Consider the following 23,700-nt stretch of genomic DNA (forward strand, 5'->3'; position numbering starts at 1 on the left):
TTCTTAGGAGTCCGCTTGTTCGGCGATGACCGACAAGAAGGCCGGGCCATAGCGATCGAGCTTGGCCTCGCCGACGCCGGGAACCCGCGCCATTTCAGCGCGTGACGAGGGCCGGGCTGCCGCCAGTTCGATCAGCGTCTTGTCGTGGAAGATCACATAAGGCGGCAAGTTCTGGGTGCGGGCGATCTCGGAACGCTTCTCGCGCAAAGCCTGGAACAGCGCGCGGTGTTCTTCCGGGATCGTGGCCGAAACGGCTTTGCCCGACACCTTATCGCGACCGCTGGCTGGACGCGGTGCGGAGGGCACGCGCAGCATGAGCGTGGGCTTGTCGCGCAGGAACCGGCGTCCACCATCGGCGATCGACAATCCGCCATGGCCGGTCAAATCGACATCGATGAAGCGTAGCGCGATGAGCTGGCGCAGGATCGCGCGCCATGTGCGGTTGTCGAATTCCTTGCCGATGCCCCAGGTGGTAATCTGGTCATGGCCGAGTTGGGAAACGCGGTCGCTTTCCACGCCTAGAAGCACATCGACGATATAGGCCTGGCCGAAGCGCGCGCCGGTGCGGTGGATGCAGGACAAGGCTTTCTGCGCCGCAATCGTACCGTCGAAAAGTTGCGGCGGCTCGGCGCAGGTATCGCAGTTGCCGCAAGGCTCGCAGTGGTCGCCGAAGTAGGACAGCAGCACCTGGCGGCGGCAGCCCGCGGTTTCGGCCAGGCCGAGCAGGGCATCCAGCTTCTGCCGCTCCATATGCTTGCGCTGGTCTGGGGCGCCGGATTCTTCGATGAAGCGGCTGCGCAGCGCGATGTCTTCATAGCCGTAAAGCATCATCGTATCGGACGGCAGGCCGTCGCGGCCGGCGCGGCCGGTTTCCTGATAATAGGCCTCGATGCTGCCGGGCAGGTCGATATGCGCGACGAAGCGGACATCCGGCTTGTCGATGCCCATGCCGAAGGCGATGGTCGCGACCATGATGATGGCCTCGCCATGCTGGAAGCGGGCTTGGTTGGCTTCGCGGTCGGCCTTGTCCATGCCGCCGTGATAGGCCAGCGCATCATAACCCTGCTCGCGCAGCCACGAGGCGGTTTCCTCGGTTTTGCGCTTGGACAGGCAATAAACGATGCCGCTTTCGCCTTCATGCCCCTTCAGGAAGCGCTTGAGCTGGGCACGCGGATTGTCTTTTTCCTGAATGGCATACCGGATGTTGGGGCGGTCGAAGCCGGCGATGAAGGCGTCGTCATCATCGATCTGAAGATGCGACAGAATTTCGGCGCGGGTCGGCTCGTCGGCGGTCGCCGTGAGCGCCATGCGCGGCGTGTCAGGGAACATTGTGACCAGCGCATCGAGCTGGCGATAAGACGGGCGGAAGTCGTGACCCCATTGCGACAGGCAATGCGCTTCGTCGATGGCGATCAGCGACAATGGGATACGGGTAAGGCGCTCGAGAATGTCGCCGCGCAGCAGGGTTTCGGGCGCGATGTAAAGCAGATCCAGCTTGCCGTCCTGCATGTCGCGCCACAGGGCATAGCGCTCTTCGCCGGCGAGATCGGAGTTGAGGGCTGCGGCCTTGACGCCGGCCTGGCGCAGGGCCGAAACCTGATCGGCCATCAGCGCAATCAGCGGCGAGATGACCAGACCCATGCCCGGCCGGGCAAGAGCCGGAATTTGGTAGCATAACGACTTGCCGCCGCCGGTCGGCATCAGAACGAAGGCGTTATTGCCTTCGATGACATGCTGGACGATTTCACCCTGAAGACCGCGAAAAGCGTCATAGCCGTAAACGGTCTTCAGAATTTGGAGGGGGGAGTTGGTCAAAGCGGTCTGCAAAAGGAATCAGCGTGAACCTGCCTCATAGCAGATTCAGCCGGCACACCCGCGCGACGTGTTCGCGCAAATTCGTAGAAGACGGAACGCCTAGATCATCGCCTCAATCAGGAACGGACCTTTGCGCGACAAAGCGGCGTCGAACAGCTTGGTGAACTCCTCGACCGTGGTAGCGCGGGCCGCTTCGACGCCCATGCCCTTGGCCAGCGCGCACCAGTCCAGTTCCGGCTGGTCGAGGTCGAGCATACGGCGGGCATTCACGCCGAACTCGTTGACCCCGACATTGCGCATCTCGCCCTGGAGGATGGCGTATTTCCGGTTGGAATAGATGACGGTGACGATATCCAGATTTTCGCGCGCCTGCGTCCACAGACCCTGAACCGTATACATGCCGCTGCCATCGGCCTGCAGCGAAATGACCTTGCGGCCGGGGCTGGCGATGGCTGCACCGGCCGACAAGGGGATGCCGATGCCGATCGCGCCGCCGGTGATGGTGAGATAATCATGCGGATGCAGGCCGGGCGCCAGGGCAGCAAGCTGGCCCGCCGAGGTCAGCGCTTCCTCGCAGATAACAGCATTTTCCGGCAGAGCGCGGGCAACCGCGATGGAGATGGAGTCGCCGTTCAGCGCGCCGGTCGGCGCGGTGATTTCGTTTTGGTTGAACGTGTTGCGCGTGAATGGCTTCCCTTGGCCGGCGCCGAGTTCATCGGCGATGGCTTCCAGCGTGGCGGCAAGATCGTGTTCTGGTGTGCCGATTTCCAGCACCTCGCAGCCGGGCGGCAGCATCAGGCCGGGCTTGTCGGGATAGGCGAAGAAGCCGACGGGCTGCGGCGCGCCGATGCAGACGGCGACATCGAAGGCCTTGAGGGCTTCCACGGCCTGCGCGATGGGATAGGGCACGCGTGTCGCGCCGACGCGGCCAGCACCGCGTTCCATGCGCGCGGGCGTTTGGGTGAACAGGGCCGCACCCGTGGCGGCTGCGATGCGGCCGGCCGTTTCCAGCGCTTTTTCACGCAAAGCGAGACCGGCGAGGATCAGGACACCTTTGCGTGCACCGCGCAGGGCGGCTGCTGCGGCTTCAATCTCCGATGTTTCCGGAAGCGGTGCGGCCGGGATCTGCACGCGCGTCGGCGCAGGCGCTTCAAGGCCGGTCCAGGCGGCGTCGGCCGGCAGGATCAGCGTCGATACACCGCGCTTGGTCAAGGAGGCGGTGTAGGCTTCTTCGGTCTTCGAGCGCACGTCCTGCGCATTAGCGACGCGGCCGACCCATTGGGACATGGGCCGTGCCAGGCTCTCGATATCGGAGGTCAGCGGCGCATCGTGTTGCAGGTGGTAGGTCGCGTGATCGCCGACCACGTTGAGCATCGGCGTGCGGGCGCGGCGGGCATTGTGGAGATTGGCAAGACCGTTGGCGAGGCCGGGGCCGAGATGCAGCAGGGTTGCGGCGGGCTTGTCGGCCATGCGGGCATAGCCATCCGCCGCACCGGTCACCACACCTTCAGACAGGCCGAGCACGCAGCGCATTTCCGGCTTGCGATCGAGCGCTGCCACGAAATGCATCTCGGATGTGCCGGGATTGGCGAAGCAGGTGTCGATCTCGTTCACCAGCAGCACGTCGCACAGCATATCAGCGCCGTTCATGGCCACTTTCCTTTCGCCAATGGAAACAAGACAGGTATCGCGCAGCAGGCTGCACGACGCAATGTGCGGGCGCGATCAGCCAGAGGGCGCAAAGGCTTGAGCCATCGGCCGATCGCTTGGGGTTTAGTGGTTGGCGTGGCCCGAAAAGGCGGCTTCCACCGAAGCTTCCAGGATTGCCAGACCTTCTTCCAGCGTGTCCTCGCCGATGGTGAGCGGCGTTAGGATGCGGATGACGTTGAAGCGCGTGCCGCAAGACAGCAGGATGAGGCCACGTTTTTCCGCTTCCGCGACGATGCGGGCCGTGAGTTCGGGGGCCGCTTCCTGGGTGGCGCGGTCATGCACGAGTTCGAAGGCGACCATGGCACCGAGGCCGCGCACATTGCCGATGCGCTCCATGCCCTGGCGCTCGGCAAGCGTTTCCAGACGTGACGTTATGCGCTCGCCGATCATGAGGGCGCGTTCGCAAAGCTGCTCCTCCTCGATCACGTCAAGCACGGCATTGGCGGCGGCAACGGCGAGCGGGTTGCCGGCATAGGTGCCACCCAGGCCGCCGGGATGCGCGGCGTTCATGATTTCGGCGCGGCCGGTGACCGCGGACAGCGGAAAGCCGCCGGCGAGACCCTTGGCCATGGTGATAAGGTCGGGTTTCACGCCGGCATGGTCGAAGCCGAACATCTTGCCGGTGCGGGCCATGCCGGTCTGCACTTCGTCCGCAATCAGCAGAATTCCATGTCGGTCGGCCAGTTCGCGCAGGCGCTTGAGGAAGGTGAAGGGCGCGACGTTGAAGCCGCCTTCGCCCTGCACGGGCTCGATAATGAAGGCTGCAACGCGCTCCGGGTCGATATCGGCCGCAAACAGGCGTTCGAGGCCGGCAAAGGCTTCGTCTTCCGATGGGCCGGTGTAAGCATTGGGGAAGGGCGCATGGTAGATCTCGGCCGGGAAGGGGCCGAAGTTCTTCTTGTAGGGCGCAACCTTGCCGGTAAGCGCCATGCCGAGCATCGTGCGCCCATGGAAGGCGCCGGAAAAAGCTATGACAGCGGGGCGCTTGGTATAAGCGCGGGCGATCTTGACGGCATTCTCGACGGCTTCGGCGCCGGTGGTGACCAGCATGGTGCGGTTTTCGCCTCCGGTCGGCGCCATCGCGTTCAGGCGCTCGGCCAGGCGGATGTAGCCCTCATAGGGTGCGACGTGGAAGCAGGTATGGGTGAAGTGCTCGACTTGCGCCTGCACGGCGCTGATGACCTTGGGGTGGCGGTGGCCGGTGTTGTTGACGGCGATACCGGCGGCGAAATCGATAAAGCGCTTGCCTTCCACATCCCACAGTTCGGCGTTCAGCGCGCGCTCGGCATAGATGGACCGGGTGCCGACCCCGCCCGCGACGGCGGCTCTCTGGCGGCTCTGCAACTGCTGGGACAACGACATGACGGCTCCTGGATGCGACTGCAGGAGAGCATAATGCCGCTCAAAATAATGAGCAAGCCTTGTTCAAGATTGTGACCGTCAGAGATAAGGCGGGGTGCAGGCGGAGATGACGATCGTTTTGTTGTCCGACAGGTTGCGGAAGCGGTGCGGCTGGCGGCTGTCGAACAGATAGGCTTCGCCGGCGCGAAGAACTCGGATCTCGGCATCAACCGTGACTTCCAGTTCACCCTCCACGACATAGCCGCCTTCCGAAGAGGGATGCTGCAGCAGGGTTTCGCCCGTGTCGGCGCCGGGCTCATAGACTTCGTGGAGGATCTGCAGATTGTGGCTGCGGGCGTCGCCGATCTGGCGAAAGGCCATGCGGCCGCTGCCTTCGCCGATCGCATTGACGGCGATTTTCGATGTCAGATCAAGCAGCTGATCCGCTTCGAAGAATGGCCCGGGCGGGACTTCGCGCTCGGGCTCGAAGAAGTCCGCCATGCTGACGCCGACGCCGCTAAGGATGCGGCGCAGGGTAGAAACTGACGGGCTGACCTTGTTCTTCTCGACATTCGAGATCTGCGCATGAGGCACGTTTGCGCGTTCTGCCAACTGGCGCTGGGACAGGCCGGCCGCCGAGCGCATCGCCTTCAAACGGGCGCCTATATCGAACTGAAAATCCAAGATCGCGTGCCCCTTTCTTGTTCGTCAGGCAGCCTGTTTGCTGATTGGGCAAGGCTGCGAGTCAGCGTATGACGGATCAGGTTTGTTTAAGATAATGACCGGTCTTACCGCAAATCTGCTGCATCATACCGGGTTTTACGCAAAAAAATATCTCAAGCTTTTCCAGACAGATAGGGCGGAAGGACGCTTCACGGCCGCAGCTGTCGCCCTGGTGGCGCTTGACAGAAGGACCATTCAACAAGACCGTATTCATTATGGATACTCCATATTCTAAAAGAATACAGAGCGAAGGCGGCGTACGGGCTTTGAGCACCGTGCTCAAGACCATGGCCGTGCTGGATGTGCTGGCGAACAGTTCGCGCAGCATGAAGCTGCCCGAGATCGCCGCCGCCATGCAGCTGTCGCGGCCGACTGCCTATCAGCGGCTGCTGACCCTGATGGAAGCGGGCTGGGTCGAGCAGGACGACGACATGCGTTACCGGCTGTCCATGCATGCCTGCCGCATTGCCGATGCTGCCCTCGAACAGGCCGATCTCGGCACGCGCGCCCGCTCCGTACTGGAAAGGTTGGTGCAGGAGGTTGGGGAAACGGCCTCCTTGGCGGTGCTTGAAGGCGGTTTGCCGCGCATCGTTGCGCGCGTTGGGTCGCAGAGCCTGCTGCGGGCCGAACAGAAGATCGGCACGACCATGTCCCTGGAAGGCTCGGCTTCGGGCCGCGTGCTGACGGCGTTTGCGGATGAGGCCATGTTGGCGCGGCTGCGCGCCAATGACGAGCCACTGGCAGATGAGGCGGTGCTCGAGGCAACGCGTAAGACCGGCTACGCTGTTTCCAGCGGCTACACGCAAAGCGGCGTGATCGCGATTGCGGCGCCGATCTTCGATTTGCGCGGCCGCTGCTCCGCCACCGTGTCGCTGATCATGCCGCAAACGCGGTTCGAGCTCGCCAGCTTCGAAGCGCCGCTGCGCGTGGCTGCCGAAGCGATCACTGAGCTTCAACAGGGGAAACAAGCACCGAAATGAGTGTGACCCAGAATTCTCTGCCCGCCGGTGCAATCGCGCCGCGTTCGAGCGATGTGCTGATGAAGCCGAAAGCGCTGGGCGCTCTGCAGCCGAGCCGTGTCAGCGGGGCGCGCGCGTTCATGAACAAGATGGTGCGCGAGCGCTGGGACATTTCGGTGCAGCGCTTCGATATAGACGCCAGTGCGTCCGGCACTGTCGTGTATTCGATCAAGACGCCGGATCGCGAGTTCTCGTTTATCGGTTTTTCGTTTCCGCCAAGCCGTACCGCTCGGACCGGCCGCATCATTGGGCGTGCCTGGGACATGATGGGCACGCTGAACGAAGGCCCGGCCACGGAAGCCGACATCGAGTCCGCGCGTGTCGAACTGCCGAAGCTCTATAACGGCCGGGCGACGCCCAATGCGCTGATCTGGTGCCGCTCGAACCGCTCGATGCGGGTATTCGACCAGACATTGGCGGCGCTCGCTGAAGGGCATCAGCCGGATGTCTCGGCCTTATCCGAGGTCTGCTACCTCATGCGCAACACCGGTTTGGACGGCAACGGGACGTTCGGGACGCGCTCGTTCCCGTCGCTCGGGCGCGACCATCCGCTCGGCGGCGTGCTGCAGGCACAGCTGCTGACGGCCTATTTGATGCGCGAATATTCCTGCGACCTGGTGGAGCATCTGGCTGCGCTCCAGTCCCCTGATGCCGTGATGCTCGATCCGGCGATCCGCCGTTATCTCGGCGTCGGCAACGGTTCGGCGCTGGGGCTGATCTTCTTTGCGCACAAGCATCCCCGCCTGATCGATGCGATATTAAGTGCGCGCGAAAATGCCATTGCCGAGGTGCGGTCGCTGAAGATCGACGCCGGCGATGCGCGCGTGGAAGAGCTGCTTGGCCTCGTGCGCCGCGCGATCACGTTCCGGCGACAGGACAAGATGGTCTATGAGGCCTTCACTTCCAGTCAAACCATCGCGGATGATCTCGAAAAGGTTGCCGGCTCGTTGGAAGCGCTGTTGCGCACCGGGCTGGTGGATGGAACGCGCCGAGCCCGTGCCTTCGACGCACTAGCGCAGCAGTTCGAAACCACGCTCAGCCGGGAAGCCCATGAGACCTTTCTGTCGCTGCTGATCGAGCTTGTGCCGGATGTGTCGGATGCGGCGATGCTGGAAATCGATGCGCCGGACGAGTTCAACATCCATCCGGCGGAAACGGCGGCCGATCTGCTCGCCACCATCCGTGCGGAGTATGATTGGGCGCTGCGCACCGACATGTCCGGTCCGGATGCCTATCGCTATATCTGGTACAAGTCGGAAACGGCGGAAGAGCCGCGTCGCGGTGCCCGCGAGGAGGTGCCAGATGCGCTGGATCTCGGCCTCGATATTTGCGGCGGCATCCAGGCGCTGGCGGCCGACCTTGAGGCGTCGGAAGCGGATCTGACCGTCGCGCGCTTCTTGATGAAGCATCCGCAGCATCGGTTCATCCTGTCGCGCATCCAAAGCCTGCGGGGGCGCTGCTATCACACGCCGCATGCCAACATCAATTCGGACGCTTTCGTGCCGATCGATCTGGTGCGGCTGCTAAATGTCGCCATTCACGGCATCGACAAGACGCGCGACTTCCTGAACCGCAACCTGCGCGGTGTGCTTTACCATGGCGCTCCGACGCCGCAGGACATCCGCTCCGGCCATACCGGGCCTTGGTTCTATCCGCCCGAACCGGTTCTCGCATGAGTGATCCCACATCCATGACCACGCTCAGAATCATGCCGCGCGAAATGCGGCTCATGTCCGAACGCATCTTGTCGCTGATGGCTTTGCCCAAGGGCTTCTTTCTGGCCATGCAGGATTTCGTGATGCTGTCGCAGAAGGTCGGCTTAGGCGGTTTCGCTGCCCTTGAAGAGCGCTTCGACCTGCTGGCCGATGCGAAGCCGGAAGCAATCACGATCACGGCCGAGAACGGTTCGGCGCTGGTGCTCGACGCCGGCAACCAGCATGGCTGGGTCGTGGTGCCGAGCCTGCTCGATCTGCTCGGCGAACTCACAGCCAAACATGGCGAAGCGCGGATCACCGTTCGCAATGCGGTCGAACCCGCAGAGGTGAAGATTGCGGAAGCGTTGGGCGGACGCACTGGGCTGAGCGTCACCGTGGAAGAGGGCGGCGTTGTCACCGCCAAGCCGCAGCCGCTGACCGGCAGGGTTGCCGAGGATGATCCGGTTTTGTGGGACCTCCTGTGCAACGGCACGCCGATCGAGGCCGATCTCTGGTGGCGGGTTTATCACCACGCCAAGAAGGCGCTGGCCGCCGACACGGTGGTGTCGCGCCGCCATGCCGGGCCGATGATCGTCAACGAAGACGGCAGCGTGACCGGCCGTAAGGACAATGACGACGACACCGATGTGTCGTTTCTGGCTGCACCCGCCTCGCAGCAAACTCAAGAAAAGGGCGCGAACCCATGATCATCGACGGTCTGCAATGCGGTCACTTCGACCGTGAGGCTTTTCTTTCGCTGCAGCGTGCCGGTGTCGGTGGCGTGGTGGTGACTTGCGGCTTCTGGGAAGGCGCCCTGGAATCGCTTGATGCGCTCGGTCTTTGGCGCGACCTGGTGCGCGACAATTCGGATGTCGCCGAGATCGGCACGACCTCGGCCGAGATCGAACGCATCGGTGCGGAGGGCAAGGTCGCCGTGATCCTCGGCTACCAGAACGCAAACCTGTTTGAAGGACGCATTCGGCTGGTGGAAATGTTCGCCGAACTTGGCGTGCGTGTCGTGCAGCTCACCTACAACAACCAGAACGAACTCGGCGGCTCCTGTTATGAGGCCGAGGATTCCGGCCTTGCGCGCTTCGGCAAGGAAGTGGTTCTGGAAATGAACCGCGCCGGCATTCTCGTGGATTGCAGCCATGTCGGCGACCGCACCACGCTGGATGCGATCGAGGCATCGGAAAAGCCGATCGCAGTTACGCATGCCAATGCGCGCTCGCTGTTCGATCACAAGCGCAACAAGTCGGATGATGTCATCAAGGCTCTCGGCCAGACCGGCGGCGTGATCGGCTGTGCGGCTTACCGCAACATCACCGGCGACGGCTACTGCAAGTCGATCGAAGCCTGGTGCGGGATGGTCGCTAGAACCGTGGATATCGCGGGCATCGACTCCGTCGCGATCGGCACCGATCGCAGCCACAACTTCACGGCACCCGATTATGCCTGGATGCGGCAGGGCCGCTGGACGCGCGGCGTTCAATATGGGGCGAGTGCCGCCGGCAAGCCGCTGAAGGCGCCGCCGCCGGACTGGTTCCAGACCGTGGAAGACATGAACGTCATTCCCGGCGGCCTGCGCGCGGTCGGCTTCTCGGAAGAGGAAGTGGCCAAGATCACCCACAAGAACTGGCTTCGGCTCTACGAGGCGACGTTCCGACCATCGAAATAAACGGCCAAGCATAATAAAAGAGGAGAACTGGACGTGCCGAAATTCACGCTTGATCCGGCGTCCCTGATGACGCCGAGCCGACGCACTTTCCTGAAGGCCACCGGCCTGGCGGCCGCATCCACGCTTGCCGCGCCCTATGTCGCGCGCGCCGAGGACAATGTTCTTTACATCAACACATGGGGCGGGCCCTGGGACGAGGCGGCACGCGCGCATCTGTTTGATCCGTTCACGGCTGAAACCGGCATCAAGATCCAGACCCTGTCGCCGGTCTCCTTCGCCAAGCTGGCGCAGCAGGTGCATACCGGCACCTATGAGTTCGACATCACCACGCTTGGCGGCGGCGAGCTGGTGCGCGCCAACGAGGCCGGCATCATCGAAGATCTCGAAGCGCCTTATGAAGGCGGGTTGTTCGAGAATGGTGTAGCGTCGCATGCCTTCGCGACCGTGATGGCGTGGCGCACCGACAAGATCAAGGAAGGGCCGAAGACCTGGGCCGAGTTCTGGGACGTCGAGCGCTTCCCCGGCGGCCGCTCGCTTCAGCGCTATGCCGCCCGTGTGCTGCCGATCGCGCTTCTGGCGGATGGCGTCGAAGTGAAGGATCTTTACCCGCTCGATCTCGACCGCGCCTTTGAATCGCTCGACCGCATCAAGGATCATGTCCGCGTGTGGTGGACGGCCGGCGCGCAGTCGACGCAGATCCTGCGCGATGGCGAAGTGGACCTGATCGGCATCTGGCACGCCCGCTTCTTTGAAGCGGAAAAGGCCGGCGCGCCGGTCGCCATGACCTGGAACCAGGGCGAGATCGACCGCGCCTATTGGGTTGTGGCGAAAGACACGCCGAATGCCGAAAACGCGAAGAAGTTCATCGCTTTCGCCACCAGCGCAAAGCCGCTGGCGGAGTTCGTGATGCAGGCGGATTACGGTGCCCTGAACCCAGCATCCAACGAGTTCATTCCAGCCGAGGCTGCGGCGCGCATGCCGACCGCGCCGGCGAACTATTCCCAGACCTTCGAACAGGACATGGCGAATTTCGGCGGTGACCCGGCGGAAGCGTCGGAGCGGTTCGAAGAATGGCTCGCAAGCTGAGCCGCTGAGCGGCCCACCCAAGACTGCCGCCGCACTTCAATCGCGGCGGTTCATTCCAAGGCTCGAACCGATAACGGCAGAGATGACCGGTTTTTCCAACCTGACCGAACGAAAGAACCTGTGGCCGTGGCTCCTTTTGACGCCGCTGGCCGTGTTTCTTGTTGTGTTCTTCGTCGTGCCGCTGATCGATGTGGCCGTGATGAGCTTCACCGAACCCCGCGTGACATTCGCCAATTACGAGCGGGCGCTGACCGGCGGACTGTATCAGCGCGTCTTCATCAACACCTTCCTGACCGCAGGCTTCGTGACGCTCTGCTGCCTTCTGGCCGGGTATCCGCTGGCCTACCTGATGTCGGTCAGCAGCCAGCGCACGGCCATGCTGATCCTGCTTCTGGTGACGATGAGCTTCTGGACGAGTTTTCTCGTGCGGACTTATGCCTGGATGGTGCTTCTTGGCACGAGCGGACCGCTGGTGTGGCTGTTCCAGGCGGTCGGCATCACCAAGCCGCCGCAGCTTCTGTTCACGCGCTTTTCCTCGACGCTGGCGATGGTGCATATCCTGGCGCCCTACATGATCATGAACATCTATTCGGTGATGCGGAAGATCGACCCGGTGCTGGTGCGATCGGCCGAGAGCCTTGGCGCGCGGGGCGGTTCGCTGCTGCGACACGTGTATCTGCCGCTGACGGCGCCGGGCATTGCCAATGGCTGCGTGCTGGTGTTCGTGATCTGCCTTGGTTTCTACGTGACGCCGGCGCTGCTTGGCAGCCCGCGCGAACAGATGATCGCCGGTTTGATCGGCACCCAGCTCGACGAGTTCCTGGCCTTCGGCATGGGCTCGGCGCTGGCCATGGTGCTGCTCGTCTTCACCATGGTGATCCTCACGATCTATCACCGCCGCTTCGGCCTCGACAAACTCTGGGGGTGATCTGCCATGACACGTTTCATGAAATGGCTCGGCGTTGTCGTCGTCATCTTCATCGCCGCGCCGCTGGTGATCGTGGTGCCGATGTCGTTCTCCACGGCCCGCTCGCTGCAATTCCCGCCGCCCGGCTATGGGCTCGGCTATTACCAGGCTTATTTCTCTGATCCCAGCTGGCTGATCCCGACCTGGAACAGCATCATGATCGCCACGGCCACAACCGTGCTGACCATGCTGCTTGTGGTGCCCGCGACCTTTGCTCTGGTGCGGCACCAGTTCCGCGGCCGCTCGATCGCCGATCTCATGATGCTGATGCCGCTCGCGGTGCCGTCGATCGTAATGGCGGTCGGCTATTACTCCTATTTCGGCGCGATGGGCATCGTGCACACGCATCTCGGCGTCGTGCTGGCCCATACAGCTCTCGCGGTGCCGATCGCCTTTCTGGTTCTTTCGGCCAACTTGAAGGGGTTCGACCGGACGCTGGAGCGCGCCGCGATGAGCTTGGGAGCGAGCCCCGCCAAGACCTTTATCCATGTGACGCTGCCGATCTTGCGTCCCGGTTTGATCATCAGCGCGCTGTTTGCCTTCATCCATTCCTTTGATGAAACGGTGGTGTCGATCTTCATTTCAGGCCGCAACGCCGAAACGTTGCCGCGCAAGATGTTCGACAGCATCCGGCAGGAAGCCGATCCGGTGATCGCGGTGATCTCGACGCTGTTGTTCGCTCTCGTGCTGCTTGGGCTCGTTGGTCCGAGGGTGGTTGCCGCGTTGCGTAACCGCCGTCCACGCGCCCAAGCCGCCTGACCCCCATTCAGACGCCGCCCCAGGCCGGCCGATCAGGAAGAAACATGAGCTATCTCGACCTCAAAGGCATCAACAAGAGCTACGGCCAGTTCGTGGCGCTGAACGATGTCAATCTAAGCGCTGCCAAAGGCGAGTTCGTCACCTTCTTGGGACCGAGTGGCTCGGGGAAGACCACGACGCTGATGATCATCGCCGGCTTCGAAAAGGCGACCACCGGCAGCGTGGAGATCGATGGCCGGCCGTTGCAGGGCTTGGCGCCGCATGAGCGCAATATCGGCATCGTGTTCCAGAACTACGGGCTGTTTCCGCACAAGACGGCGGCCGAGAATGTGTATTTCCCGCTGCAGATGCGCAGTGTGAAGCGCGCCACCGGCCTGAAACGGGCGGAGGAAATGCTGGAGCTGGTGGGTCTGCGGGATTTCGGCCACCGCTACCCGAAGGAGCTTTCCGGCGGCCAGCAGCAGCGTGTCGCCCTGGCACGTGCGCTGGTTTTCGAGCCTTCGCTTCTTTTGCTCGACGAACCGCTTGGCGCGCTCGACAAGAATCTGCGCGAGCAGATGCAGATTGAGATCAAGCGCATCCAGCGCGCGCTCGGTGTTACCACGATCTTCGTGACGCATGACCAGACCGAAGCCATGTCGATGTCGGATCGGATCGTGGTGTTCGAAGGCGGGCGCATCAACCAGGTGGCCGCGCCGCTCGACCTTTACCACAAGCCGGAAACGCGCTTCGTCGCGGGCTTCATCGGCGAAAGCAACCTGATCGAGGCGGTCGTGACCGATGCGGTTGCACGCACTGCCAGTGCCGCGCATCTCGGCGAGGTCGAATATGCGCCGACGGACAAAGCCAAGAAAGGGCAGGGCGTGACGCTGATGATCCGTCCTGAACACATGCGCCTGTCGCGCAATCCGATTGAGGGCCGTCGCAACGCGCAGATGAAGGTCGAGACGATCGTCAACTATGGCGACAACGCGCTGGTGATCGGCAAGGTCGGCGATCTCACCATGCGGGTGCGGGTGCTCGGCGCCGATGTCGTCATTATCAAGGAAAACCAGGATTGCTGCATCAGCTGGACGCCTGACGCAGTGTACCTCATCGCCAAATGAGTTCGGACGACGCTTCCATGAATACGCTTACAGACATGATCTCTTATTTCGGCATCGGCAATCGCGCCAGCCTTGCTGTGACCCATCACGGCACCGGCTATTTCGCCGTCACGCCGAAAGCGCCCTACGACCCGTCGCTCAGCACCGCTGAACAGACGCGGCAGTTGCTCGACAAGGCGGATTTGCGCCTGGCCGAGATCGGCAGCGTCAAGAGCAAGCTCCTGTTCGTGGCGATCATCCTGCCGGATATGAGCGACTACGCTGAAATGAACGGGGTGTGGGACGAGTGGGTTGGCGGCATCACGCCACCCGCGCGCGCCTGCTTCAGCGCCGGTCTCGCCAGCCCTGACCTTAAGGTCGAAATGATCATGGTCTGCGCGACGGACTGACCGGCGCCAAACCAACAAACGCAGTTTCTTTAGGGAGGAGAGCCATGCGTCAATTCATAAACGGGACGAGCACGATCCTGCGCCCGACGCGGCGAACATTTCTGGCGGGGGTCGCAGCAGTCGCGGCGGCACCTCTTGCCTCGCCCTTCGTGGCCCGGGCGCAGGAGACTGCGCTGTCGATCAACACCTGGGGCGGCGAATGGGAGGCGGCGGCGCGGGCGAACCTGTTTGATCCGTTCACCGCTGAGACCGGCATCAAGATCCAGACCGTTTCGCCGGTGTCCTTCGCCAAGCTGGCGCAGCAGGTCAACACTGGCACCTATGAGTTCGACGTTACCACGCTTGGTGCGGCGGAGCTCGTGCGCGCCAACCAGAACGGGCTGCTGGAAGATCTCGAAGAGAGCTATCCCGGCGGTCTTTACAACAACGGCATGGGCTCGCACGCCTTTGCGACGCTGATGGGCTGGCGCAAGGACAAGTTCGGCGACGAGCCGAAAAGCTGGGCCGACTTCTGGGATGTGGAGCGCTTTCCCGGCAAGCGCTCGCTGCAGCGCTATGCGGCGCGCGTCATTCCCATCGCGCTTCTGGCCGATGGCGTGGATCCCAAGGACCTTTACCCGCTCGACGTGGAGCGCGCCTTTAAGTCGCTCGACCGGATCAAGGAGCATGTCGTGGTGTGGTGGACGGCTGGCGCACAGTCGAGCCAGCTCTTGCGCGATGGCGAAGTCGACATGATCGGCATCTGGAACACGCGTTTCTTCAACGCGCAGGATGGCGGTAGTCCTGTTGCCATGACGTGGAACCAGGCGATCCTCGACAAGGCTTACTGGGTCGTCGCCAAGGACACGCCCAATGTCGAGAACGCCAAGAAGTTCGTGGCTTTCGCGACATCCGCCGCGCCGCTGGCGGGCTTTGCCAAGGCGCAACAGGACGGGCCGCTCAACCCGGCCTCGCTTGCTTTGATCCCGCCGGATCAGGCCGAGCGCATGCCGACCAATGCCCGCTATGCCGAGCAGGTCGTGTCGCAGGATCTGGAAAACTTCGGGATCGATCCGGCCGAACTGACCGAGCGCTTCGAGGAATGGGTTCTGAGCTGACCATGCAGCCGTGATGACCGTCTTGCCGTGCCTTGCGGGACGCGGCATGACCGCTTTGAATCAATGAAGAGAGTGCCTGTTGTGACCCTGGCTGCCGGACGTCCTTATGTCGCCATTCCCGGACCGACCGTGGTGCCGGATCGTGTTCTGGCCGCCATGCACCGGCCGTCGCCTAACATCTATGAAGGCGAGCTTCACGAGATGTATCCGGGCATTTTGCGCGATCTACGCGCTGTGGTAGGAAGCACGGCGGCGCATGTCGCTGTGTATATCGCCAATGGCCACGGCGCGTGGGAGGCCGTGAGCAGCAACGTGTTTTCACGCGGCGACAAGGCCCTGTCGGCGATCACCGGCCATTTCGGGCAGACCTGGGCGGTGAGCTTGCGCGGCCTCGGCATCGAGGTCGATGCGCTCGATTTCGGGTGCGGCAAGCCGATCGATCCCGACGCGATCGGGCGTGCGCTGGAACAGGACACCGCGCATACGATCCGTGCCGTTCTGATGACGCATACGGATACGGCGACGACGGTGCGCAACGACATTGCCGCCGTGCGCGCTGCGATAGACCGAGCGGGGCATCCGGCGCTGCTGCTGGTGGACGGGATTGCCTCGGTTGCCTGCGAGGAGATCAGGTTCGATCAATGGGGCGTCGATGTTCTGATCGGCGCCAGCCAGAAGGGGCTGATGATGCCGCCAGGCCTCAGCTTCGTGTGGTTTTCGGACAAGGCAAAGGACGTGTCGGAAAAAGCCGATCTGGTTACGCCTTACTGGAACTGGCGGACGCGCTGTTTCAGCCCCGAATTCTACAAGGCTTTCGCTGGCACCGCGCCGGCGCAGCAGCTTTACGGCTTGCGCGAAGCATTGTCCCTCCTCACCGAGGAAGGCATCGACGCCGTTGTTGCTCGCCACCAGACGCTGGCACGCGCGGTTTGGGCCGCCGTGAATGCTTGGGGTGCAGGCGGCGAGATCGGGTTGAACGTCACTGATCCTGCGGCCCGGTCGCACGCGGTGACCTCCATTCGCATCGGCAATGGTGGCGCTGCTCGCTTGCGTCGTTGGGCCGAAGACAATGCCGGGCTGACGCTGGGCATCGGGCTCGGCATGGCGCTGCCGACGGAGCCCGCCTACCACGATCATCTGCGGCTTGCGCATATGGGTTATGTCAATGCGCATATGACGCTGGGTGCGCTGGCCGTGATGCAGGCCGGTCTGCTGGCGCTCGACATTCCGCATGGCAGCGGTGCGATCGAGCAGGCTGCGGCAGTGATCGCGGACGCGACGCGGCGGTAAGCGAACGGATTCAGGCCGTGACCTCCTCGGGCGCTTCCGTTTCCGCCATCCAATTGCGGAAGGCGCGCAGGGGGCCGTAGCGATCCTTGGCTTCGGGCCAGGCCAGCCAATAGCTTCCGGCACCTGATACGCTTGGGCGCAGCACGGGCAGGAGACGGCCTTCTGCGATTTCGGCCCAGGCCAGATAGTCCGGCAGAAGCGCGATGCCGAGGCCGGAGATGGCGGCTTGGATCATCATGGAGAACTGGTCCATCAGCATGCCTGATTTCGCTGGCGGGGTGGCGTTCTGGCCTTCGAACCATGCGCTCCAGGCTGTCGGGCGTGTTTCGAGCTGGAGCAGCGGCAGGTTCGCCAGTTGGGCTGCGGTGTCGATGGGATGGCGACGCAGGAAGTCGGGCGAGGCGCAGGCCGTCAGATGCTCGTCGAACAGCTTCATGTGGTTGGCGCGCAGCCAGTTGGCCTGCCCGAAGAAGATGACGGCATCGAAGCTTTCGGTGTCGAAGCTGAAGCGCTGTACGCGCGTTGCCAGATTGACCGTGATGCCGGGATTGGCTTGCAGAAAAGGCGCCAGGCGCGGCGCGAGCCAGCGGGTGCCGAAGGTCGGCAGAACGGCGAGCGACAGGGAGCCGCCATCGGGATTGGTCATCAGCCCCATACTGGCGCGCTGGATCATGTTCAGGGCAGCCGAGATATCGGCGCAGTAGGCTTTCGCTGCGTCGGTTGGGACGAGCCTCTTACGTTCGCGCACGAACAGCGGCTGGCCGATCTGGCCTTCGAGATTTTGCAGGAGGCGCGTGACCGTGCTTTGCGTCAGGTTCATTTCCTTGGCGGCAATTGTCACGGATTGATGGCGCACCACCGCTTCAAAGGCGAGGAGCTGGCTGAGGGAGGGAATAAAGCGGCGCGCGCGCATGGGTCATTCATTCAATGCATGAAGTCATGGAAAAATAGCGCTTTGCCCCTACCTTGGAAAGCATTAGCGAATGATCTGGATTAGCACCGTCCGTGAGAGCGGAACGGTGTTGCGTTGATGGGAGCAGTTTATGTCGAACACTTCAGCCAAAACGGCCGCGTTCAACTGGTCAGACCCATTCCTTCTCGAGGATCAGCTGACGGAAGAAGAGCGGATGATCCGCGATGCCGCGGCGTCTTTTGCCGCCGATAAGCTCGCGCCGCGCATCGAGCGGGCTTACCTCGACGAGACGACGGATCCGTCGATTTTCCGCGAGATGGGCGAAGCCGGGCTGCTCGGCGTGACGATCCCGGAAGAATATGGTGGCGTCGGCGCCGGCTACGTGTCGTACGGTCTGGTTGCGCGTGAGGTCGAGCGCGTTGACTCCGGTTATCGCTCGATGATGAGCGTGCAGTCTTCGCTCGTGATGTATCCGATCCACGCTTATGGTTCGGAAGAACAGCGGAAGAAGTATTTGCCGAAGCTCGCATCTGGCGAGTGGATCGGCTGCTTTGGCTTGACCGAGCCGGATGCGGGCTCCGATCCGGGCGGCATGAAGACGCGGGCGGAGAAGATCGACGGCGGCTATCGCCTGTCCGGCTCCAAGATGTGGATCTCCAACTCGCCGATCGCCGACGTTTTCGTGGTTTGGTCGAAGTCGGCTGCGCATGACAACGCGATCCGCGGCTTTGTGCTGGAAAAGGGCATGAAGGGGCTTTCGGCGCCGAAGATCGAGGGCAAGCTCTCGTTGCGGGCTTCGATCACCGGCGAGATCGTGATGGAAGGCGTGGAGGTGGGCGAAGACGCGCTGCTGCCCAACGTTTCCGGTTTGAAGGGTCCGTTCGGCTGCCTCAACCGGGCGCGGTACGGCATTTCCTGGGGCTCGATGGGGGCTGCGGAAGATTGCTGGCACCGGGCGCGGCAGTATGGTCTCGACCGCAAGCAGTTCAACAAGCCGCTGGCGCAAACGCAGCTGTTCCAGAAGAAGCTCGCGGACATGCAGACCGAAATTGCGTTGGGATTACAAGGCTCTCTGCGGGTCGGCCGCTTGATGGACGAGCACAAAATGGCGCCGGAAATGATCTCCATCGTGAAGCGCAACAATTGCGGTAAGGCGCTCGACATCGCCCGTCAGGCCCGCGACATGCATGGCGGCAACGGTATCCAGATTGGCTACCACATCATGCGCCATGCGCAGAACCTGGAAACGGTGAACACCTATGAGGGCACGCATGACGTTCATGCGCTGATCCTCGGCCGGGCGCAAACCGGGCTGCAGGCGTTCTTCTGAGCATAAAATAGGCAGGCCGGATCGCTGAGGTCCGGCCTGAGCGATAAGCCCTTGCCTTAGTTCCGCCTGGCGTCAAGATGGGTCCAGAAAAGCAGGGGAATGCACATGTTCAGCAAAATCCAGAAGATTCAGCCCTTCCTGGTTGGTCTTTTGTTGCTCGGAAGCGCGGGAGGCGCTTTCGCGCAGGCCGCGCCCAATCCGCATGCGGGCGAAAAGATCGGTACGGTCGAGCAGATCTATGATGGTGCCTTGTTGCCGGACGATGCGGTTGCGACCTTCCGCAACATCGATCGCCTGTTCCCGACCCATACGATCAAGGCCGGCGGGAAGGTGAATGACTTCGAGCGCGCCGCCAAGCAGCTGACCAACGTCAAATTCGATGTCGAAGGCAAGTCTTACGACCTTTACGACTTCATGGCGCTGGACAGCATCACGGCGATGCTCGTTCTGAAAGACGGCAAGATCGCCTACGAGACCTACCAGCGCGGCAACACCGACCAAACGCGTTGGATGTCGATGTCGGTTGCCAAGTCGATCACCTCGACACTCGCGGCCATCGCGATCAAGGACGGGCTGATTTCCGGGCTCGATTCGCAGGTGGTGGATTACGTTCCGGCGCTGAAAGGCAGCGCCTACGAAGGCGTGACGGTGAAGGACGTGCTGATGATGTCGTCGGGCGTCAAATGGAACGAGACCTATACCGATCCTCAATCCGACCGCCGCGCGCTGTTGAAGGCGCAGATTGCCCAAGAACCGGGATCGGCGATGAAGCTGATGGCGAGCCTGCCGCGCGCGGCCGAGCCCGGCACGTCGAACACCTATTCGACAGGCGAAACGCAGGTGCTGGGGGAGATCGTGCGCGGTGCGGTGAAGAAGCCGCTGGCTGAGTATCTGTCGGAAAAAATCTGGCAGCCATACGGCATGGAATCCGACGCGACCTGGTGGCTGGATTCGCCCGATGGCGTCGAGATCGGCGGCAGCGGCATCAGCGCAACCTTGCGCGACTATGCTCGTTTCGGCCAGTTCTTCCTTGAGAACGGCATGATCAATGGTGGATCGATCCTGCCGGACGGTTGGGTCAAGGAGGCTTCGCAGCCGACCACGCTGAAGAATGGCGAGAAGCTCGACTACGGTTATATGTGGTGGACGGGCTGGACGCCCAGCTCCATGAAGGACGGCGCTTATGGCGCGATCGGCATCCAGGGTCAGAACATCTACATCAATCCCGCCAAGAATGTTGTGGTCGTGACGTTCGGCGCGCAGCCGAAGCCGACCGACAAGGAGCCGATCGACCCGTATCTGTTCTTCGACGCGGTGGCCGACGCGCTTCAGTAAGCAAAGCGGTTCGGGTGGCTCAGGCTGCTTTAAAGCGGTCTGCGCCTGTTTCGCGCATGATAGCGTGCGAAAGGCTATCATCGATGCTGAGGTCCTCGCGGATCAAACCGTGATCCCAGCGGCGACGATGCGGAGCGTTCCAGGCTGGCGCGTTGACGATCGGGTACAGGCACACGCCCATGACATGGACCTTGGAGCGCGCCACGGCGTCGAGCACGTTTTCAAGCCAATGCCCCTTGTCGTTGATGCCTTTCCAGCGGCGATGATGGCCGTGATGCAGGCCGGTCTCGGCGATCATCACCGGTTTGCCATAGCGCGCCGCGACATCTTTCAGTGAGCGGCTGATGTCGCGCTTGAGTTCGTGCGGATAGACGTTGATGCCGATGACATCGGCGCAATCGGCCAGCGCATGGGCGCCGATCTCGTGCGGACGGTGGGCAGGCTCGGCCGTGACCAGACGGACATCAGGCAGGCTCGCCTTGAGGATCGACAGGATGGTGCGCGACTGCTCAACGACATAATCGAAGCTTTCGCCCGGCACCATGCGGGGGTGGAAGCTGAGTTCGTTGAAGCAGCACCAGAAGGTCTGGTCAGGCACTACGGTCCGGACGGCCTGTGCCACGCGCTCTGCATAGCCGACAGGATCGGGATGGCGCCAGTAATGGTTGAGGTCCCATATGACTTCGAGGCCGGCATCCCGCGCGCATTGCAGCCGCGGCTCAATGGGCAGCCACCAGGGCAGGCCGTCGCGGATCGTGCGGATGCCGTGCGCTTTGACGATGGCGTAATGGGCGGCCATGTCCTGTTCGGGCAGATGGCGCGAGCCCGACAGAAGGCAGAAGTTCTTCTGCCATTCGAGCCGGCCGCATTCAAAGCCCGCCTGGATGAAGGAGCGAAACATCGTCAGCATCCGCTTCAGATATGAGAGTCGTGGGCTCAGCTCAACCAAGCTGCGTCATCGGCACGGCTTGTTCGCCGGCTGTGCGATTGTTCAGCACCGCGCTGCAAAATGATGCTATGATGCCTATCTACACAAGAATGAAGCGGCGACTGCGGCACCGGTTCGAGCTCCGATAGGCTCGACCGAACCAAGATCATCTGAGTCGCTCGATGCCAGGAGGCACAACAATGACAGCCAAATCAGCAGGCAAGACCGATCAAAAAGGTGCCGGCACGGACACCTACGAGGCCGCAGCCTTTGCCGCCAAGTTCGGCGTGCCGATCAGCGAAGCAAAGACGATCATCAAGCGTTACGGACCGTCGCGCAAGAAGCTCGACACCTATATGGCGGCGCGCGGCGCTTAAGATATAACGCGATATAAAGAGGGGCGCGTATGGCCAAGACACCGAACTACGACTTCGAAAAGCGGCAGCGGGAGCTGCAAAAAGCCGCCAAGAAGGCTGAAAAGCTGGCCGCAAAGGCAAATGCGCGGGATAAGCCCAAGGACGATGCCGCAGGCGATGCGGCAACGGCTGCAAGCGACGCGGAATAAACCAAAAAGCCCGGCCTGGAGAAATCCAGCCGGGCTGTTTGTTTGCCTGATCGAGGGGGGCGATGGTTGTTCTGGATGAAGAGCCGTATTTCTGGCTGTTGCTTGAAGAAGAAGGCGTTCTTTATCTGAACGCCTTCTGCAGCCACAGCGCGGCGGATTATCCCTTTTTGATCGTGCTGGACGAGAACGAGCGCCGCTTGTTTGAAAAGCAGGGTCGGTCCTATCTCACCCAGCTGGCGCAGGATATCCACTACAGCGCGCCGGCGGTGCGGGGCAGCCGGTCACGCTACAAGGCGCGAGGCTTGACCCCGACATTGGGCAACCGGGTGGAAGAGGCCTGGACTGCGTGGCAGGCGCAGCAGGATGGTTCTTCGCGCTAGATCGGCCGATCAGCCCGCGCTCTTGATTGCGGCAATGACTTTCTCCAGCATGGTCTCGCCTTCGTCGGTCAGCGTGCCGCGCTTGCCGTTGGCTTCGAGCAAGCCGGCGTCGCTCAACTCCTTCACGCCTTCCGGTTCGGCCTTGTGGCCGGCATCATCTTCCAGAACGACATCGCGAACGATCATGCCGCTGGACAGCTGGTGGTAGGCGGCGAAAGTCAGGATGGATAGGGCTTTGTCGGACAGCGCCATGATGTGCTCCTTCGGGTTGTGTTCAGCAATGCACAGGGTCATCAACCGATCCCACCACAGCTGCATCCTCCTGACGTGACGGTCCGGCAGCCAAAATTGGGTGGCGGTGGGGGTGTGGTCGTATTAGACAGAGCGCAATGACCTGTCGCGGCGCGGGTGCTTCATGCATTTTGCTGCCCGACCTAGCTCTGAGGAGAGATAATGTCCCTGACATCCCGTCGTACGGTGCTAAAGCTTGGTGTTGCCGCAGCCGCGATGCTTGCAATGCCACGCCTCGTTCTGGCTGCAGCGCAGTCCGTGCATCGCCACTATGCCCCGCAGGCTTCCGATTGGCGCGGCTTCGATCTGAGCACCTCCGTGACCCCGCCGGATGGCGGTGCAACCTCCGTTTGGCTGCCGATCCCCTCGGTCGACACGCCATGGCAGCGCACGCTGGGTACGAAGTGGACCGGCAATGCTTCAAGCGCGGAAGTCGTGACCGATCCGGCAACGGGCGCCAGCATGCTCCATGCGAAATTCGACGCCGCGCAGACCGACCGCAAGGTCGAGGTGACGACGCGGGTGGAAACGCGCAATCGCACGATCGACTGGTCGAAGAAGAGCGACGTGCATGAAGATCCGGCCGTGCTGAAGGAGGCTTTGGCGTCCAGCAGCATGGCACCGCTCGACGGCATCGTGGGCGAGACCGCGAAGCGCGTGACGGCGGGTGCAACAACCGATGTCGAGAAGGTGCGGGCGATCTACACCTGGATCGTGGCGTCCTGCTTTCGCAACGTGGATACGCCCGGCTGCGGTTCCGGCGATCTGAAGGCCCTGTTGGCGAATGCCGAGCCGGGCGGCAAATGCGCCGACCTCAACGGCCTGTTCGTCGGTTTGGCGCGCGCCTCCGGTGTGCCGGCGCGTGACATCTATGGCGTGCGCGTGGCGGCTTCCGAGTTCGGCTACAGCCAGGTCGGCGCCGGTTCGCCCGATGTGACGACGGCGCAGCATTGCCGCGCCGAAGCCTGGCTGGAAGGCTATGGCTGGGTGGCGATGGATCCGGCCGATGTGCTGAAGGTCATGCGCAAGGAAACCGAGCAATGGATCCGCGATCCCAAAGATCCGCTGGTTGCTCCGGTGGACGCAGCGCTGTTCGGCAATTGGGAAGGCAACTGGGTCGCCTACAACATGGCGCATGACGTCGCGCTGCCGGGTGCCGCCTCCGCAACCAGCGTGCCGTTCCTGATGTATCCGCAGGGCCTCGCCGAGACGAGCGGCCGCTTCGATGAACTCGATGCCAAGGCGTTCAGCTACAAGATCACTGCAGCCGAGGCCTGAGGGGCT

25 protein-coding genes are annotated in these 23,700 nt (G+C 62.4%); 17 read left to right on the forward strand and 8 right to left on the reverse strand.

Annotated elements, in window-relative coordinates:
* Positions 1–3: 3 nt before the first annotated feature.
* From recQ to RTX98_RS02160, 5 genes are all read right to left on the reverse strand, one after another.
* Positions 4–1,815, reverse strand: a complete 1,812-nt coding sequence (recQ, locus tag RTX98_RS02140; RefSeq protein ID WP_312794240.1) for a DNA helicase RecQ — start codon at positions 1,813–1,815, stop codon at positions 4–6.
* A gap of 99 nt (positions 1,816–1,914) precedes the next feature.
* Positions 1,915–3,465 (reverse strand): acetolactate synthase large subunit, encoded by a 1,551-nt coding sequence (locus tag RTX98_RS02145; protein ID WP_312794242.1) that lies wholly within the window; start codon positions 3,463–3,465, stop codon positions 1,915–1,917.
* 123 nt (positions 3,466–3,588) lie between these two features.
* Complete coding sequence (gene gabT / locus RTX98_RS02150) at positions 3,589–4,887, reverse strand: 4-aminobutyrate--2-oxoglutarate transaminase (RefSeq protein ID WP_312794244.1); 1,299 nt, start codon at positions 4,885–4,887, stop codon at positions 3,589–3,591.
* 78 nt (positions 4,888–4,965) lie between these two features.
* The gene (locus tag RTX98_RS02155; protein WP_312794245.1) at positions 4,966–5,550 is read right to left on the reverse strand and encodes a cupin domain-containing protein; all 585 of its coding nucleotides are present in this window, start codon (positions 5,548–5,550) and stop codon (positions 4,966–4,968) included.
* Between the two features lie 76 nt (positions 5,551–5,626).
* Positions 5,627–5,803: a hypothetical protein gene (locus RTX98_RS02160; protein WP_312794246.1), complete on the reverse strand. Its 177-nt coding sequence runs from the start codon at positions 5,801–5,803 to the stop codon at positions 5,627–5,629.
* 61 nt (positions 5,804–5,864) lie between these two features.
* Here RTX98_RS02160 and RTX98_RS02165 point away from each other — a divergent pair, with 61 nt between their 5' ends.
* The 11 genes from RTX98_RS02165 to RTX98_RS02215 all read left to right on the forward strand — a co-directional run bounded on the left by RTX98_RS02165 (position 5,865) and on the right by RTX98_RS02215 (position 16,674).
* Entirely contained in the window at positions 5,865–6,569 is a 705-nt protein-coding gene (locus RTX98_RS02165; RefSeq protein ID WP_312794308.1) for an IclR family transcriptional regulator, read from the forward strand.
* Complete coding sequence (locus tag RTX98_RS02170) at positions 6,566–8,284, forward strand: hypothetical protein (RefSeq protein ID WP_312794247.1); 1,719 nt, start codon at positions 6,566–6,568, stop codon at positions 8,282–8,284. Before RTX98_RS02165 ends, RTX98_RS02170 begins: the two co-directional genes overlap by 4 nt.
* A gap of 14 nt (positions 8,285–8,298) precedes the next feature.
* Positions 8,299–9,009: a hypothetical protein gene (locus RTX98_RS02175; protein ID WP_312794248.1), complete on the forward strand. Its 711-nt coding sequence runs from the start codon at positions 8,299–8,301 to the stop codon at positions 9,007–9,009.
* A complete protein-coding gene (locus RTX98_RS02180) occupies positions 9,006–9,980 on the forward strand; it encodes a dipeptidase (protein WP_312794250.1) in 975 nt (324 codons plus the stop codon). The genes RTX98_RS02175 and RTX98_RS02180 overlap by 4 nt, the downstream gene beginning before the upstream one ends.
* 33 nt (positions 9,981–10,013) lie before the next feature.
* Positions 10,014–11,066, forward strand: coding sequence for an ABC transporter substrate-binding protein (locus RTX98_RS02185; RefSeq protein WP_312794252.1), 1,053 nt, complete (start codon positions 10,014–10,016; stop codon positions 11,064–11,066).
* A gap of 82 nt (positions 11,067–11,148) precedes the next feature.
* On the forward strand, positions 11,149–11,994 hold the full coding sequence (locus RTX98_RS02190; RefSeq protein ID WP_312794253.1) for an ABC transporter permease: 846 nt from the start codon (positions 11,149–11,151) through the stop codon (positions 11,992–11,994).
* A gap of 6 nt (positions 11,995–12,000) precedes the next feature.
* Positions 12,001–12,792, forward strand: a complete 792-nt coding sequence (locus tag RTX98_RS02195) for an ABC transporter permease (RefSeq protein WP_312794255.1) — start codon at positions 12,001–12,003, stop codon at positions 12,790–12,792.
* Between the two features lie 44 nt (positions 12,793–12,836).
* Positions 12,837–13,898: an ABC transporter ATP-binding protein gene (locus tag RTX98_RS02200; RefSeq protein ID WP_312794257.1), complete on the forward strand. Its 1,062-nt coding sequence runs from the start codon at positions 12,837–12,839 to the stop codon at positions 13,896–13,898.
* A 17-nt stretch (positions 13,899–13,915) separates the two neighbouring features.
* Positions 13,916–14,287, forward strand: coding sequence for a RidA family protein (locus RTX98_RS02205; RefSeq protein ID WP_312794259.1), 372 nt, complete (start codon positions 13,916–13,918; stop codon positions 14,285–14,287).
* A gap of 44 nt (positions 14,288–14,331) precedes the next feature.
* Entirely contained in the window at positions 14,332–15,384 is a 1,053-nt protein-coding gene (locus tag RTX98_RS02210; RefSeq protein WP_312794261.1) for an ABC transporter substrate-binding protein, read from the forward strand.
* Positions 15,385–15,447: 63 nt separating this feature from the next.
* Positions 15,448–16,674, forward strand: a complete 1,227-nt coding sequence (locus tag RTX98_RS02215) for a pyridoxal-phosphate-dependent aminotransferase family protein (protein WP_312794263.1) — start codon at positions 15,448–15,450, stop codon at positions 16,672–16,674.
* A gap of 10 nt (positions 16,675–16,684) precedes the next feature.
* On the opposite strand, the gene RTX98_RS02220 is transcribed toward RTX98_RS02215, so the two are convergent.
* Positions 16,685–17,587 carry a LysR family transcriptional regulator gene (locus RTX98_RS02220; RefSeq protein WP_312794264.1) on the reverse strand — a complete coding sequence of 301 codons (903 nt, stop codon included), beginning with the start codon at positions 17,585–17,587 and terminating at the stop codon, positions 16,685–16,687.
* 130 nt (positions 17,588–17,717) lie between these two features.
* On the opposite strand from RTX98_RS02220, the gene RTX98_RS02225 reads away from it, so the two are divergent.
* A complete protein-coding gene (locus RTX98_RS02225) occupies positions 17,718–18,917 on the forward strand; it encodes an acyl-CoA dehydrogenase (RefSeq protein ID WP_312794266.1) in 1,200 nt (399 codons plus the stop codon).
* Positions 18,918–19,022: 105 nt separating this feature from the next.
* Positions 19,023–20,252 carry a serine hydrolase gene (locus tag RTX98_RS02230; RefSeq protein WP_312794268.1) on the forward strand — a complete coding sequence of 410 codons (1,230 nt, stop codon included), beginning with the start codon at positions 19,023–19,025 and terminating at the stop codon, positions 20,250–20,252.
* A gap of 19 nt (positions 20,253–20,271) precedes the next feature.
* On the opposite strand, the gene RTX98_RS02235 is transcribed toward RTX98_RS02230, so the two are convergent.
* Positions 20,272–21,153 carry a hypothetical protein gene (locus tag RTX98_RS02235; RefSeq protein WP_312794269.1) on the reverse strand — a complete coding sequence of 294 codons (882 nt, stop codon included), beginning with the start codon at positions 21,151–21,153 and terminating at the stop codon, positions 20,272–20,274.
* Positions 21,154–21,380: 227 nt separating this feature from the next.
* On the opposite strand from RTX98_RS02235, the gene RTX98_RS02240 reads away from it, so the two are divergent.
* The 3 genes from RTX98_RS02240 (at position 21,381) to RTX98_RS02250 (ending at position 22,125) form a co-directional block, all read left to right on the forward strand.
* The gene (locus tag RTX98_RS02240; protein WP_312794270.1) at positions 21,381–21,557 is read left to right on the forward strand and encodes a DUF3606 domain-containing protein; all 177 of its coding nucleotides are present in this window, start codon (positions 21,381–21,383) and stop codon (positions 21,555–21,557) included.
* 29 nt (positions 21,558–21,586) lie between these two features.
* The gene (locus RTX98_RS02245) at positions 21,587–21,745 is read left to right on the forward strand and encodes a hypothetical protein (protein ID WP_312794271.1); all 159 of its coding nucleotides are present in this window, start codon (positions 21,587–21,589) and stop codon (positions 21,743–21,745) included.
* Positions 21,746–21,807: 62 nt separating this feature from the next.
* On the forward strand, positions 21,808–22,125 hold the full coding sequence (locus RTX98_RS02250) for a hypothetical protein (RefSeq protein ID WP_312794272.1): 318 nt from the start codon (positions 21,808–21,810) through the stop codon (positions 22,123–22,125).
* 9 nt (positions 22,126–22,134) lie between these two features.
* Here the strand turns inward: RTX98_RS02250 and RTX98_RS02255 are convergent, their stop codons facing one another.
* Positions 22,135–22,419 carry a hypothetical protein gene (locus tag RTX98_RS02255; protein ID WP_312794273.1) on the reverse strand — a complete coding sequence of 95 codons (285 nt, stop codon included), beginning with the start codon at positions 22,417–22,419 and terminating at the stop codon, positions 22,135–22,137.
* 159 nt (positions 22,420–22,578) lie between these two features.
* On the opposite strand from RTX98_RS02255, the gene RTX98_RS02260 reads away from it, so the two are divergent.
* Positions 22,579–23,694: a transglutaminase domain-containing protein gene (locus tag RTX98_RS02260; RefSeq protein WP_312794274.1), complete on the forward strand. Its 1,116-nt coding sequence runs from the start codon at positions 22,579–22,581 to the stop codon at positions 23,692–23,694.
* Positions 23,695–23,700: the final 6 nt, after the last annotated feature.

This window comes from Tianweitania sp. (assembly GCF_032053605.1).
GTDB lineage: Bacteria > Pseudomonadota > Alphaproteobacteria > Rhizobiales > Rhizobiaceae > Tianweitania.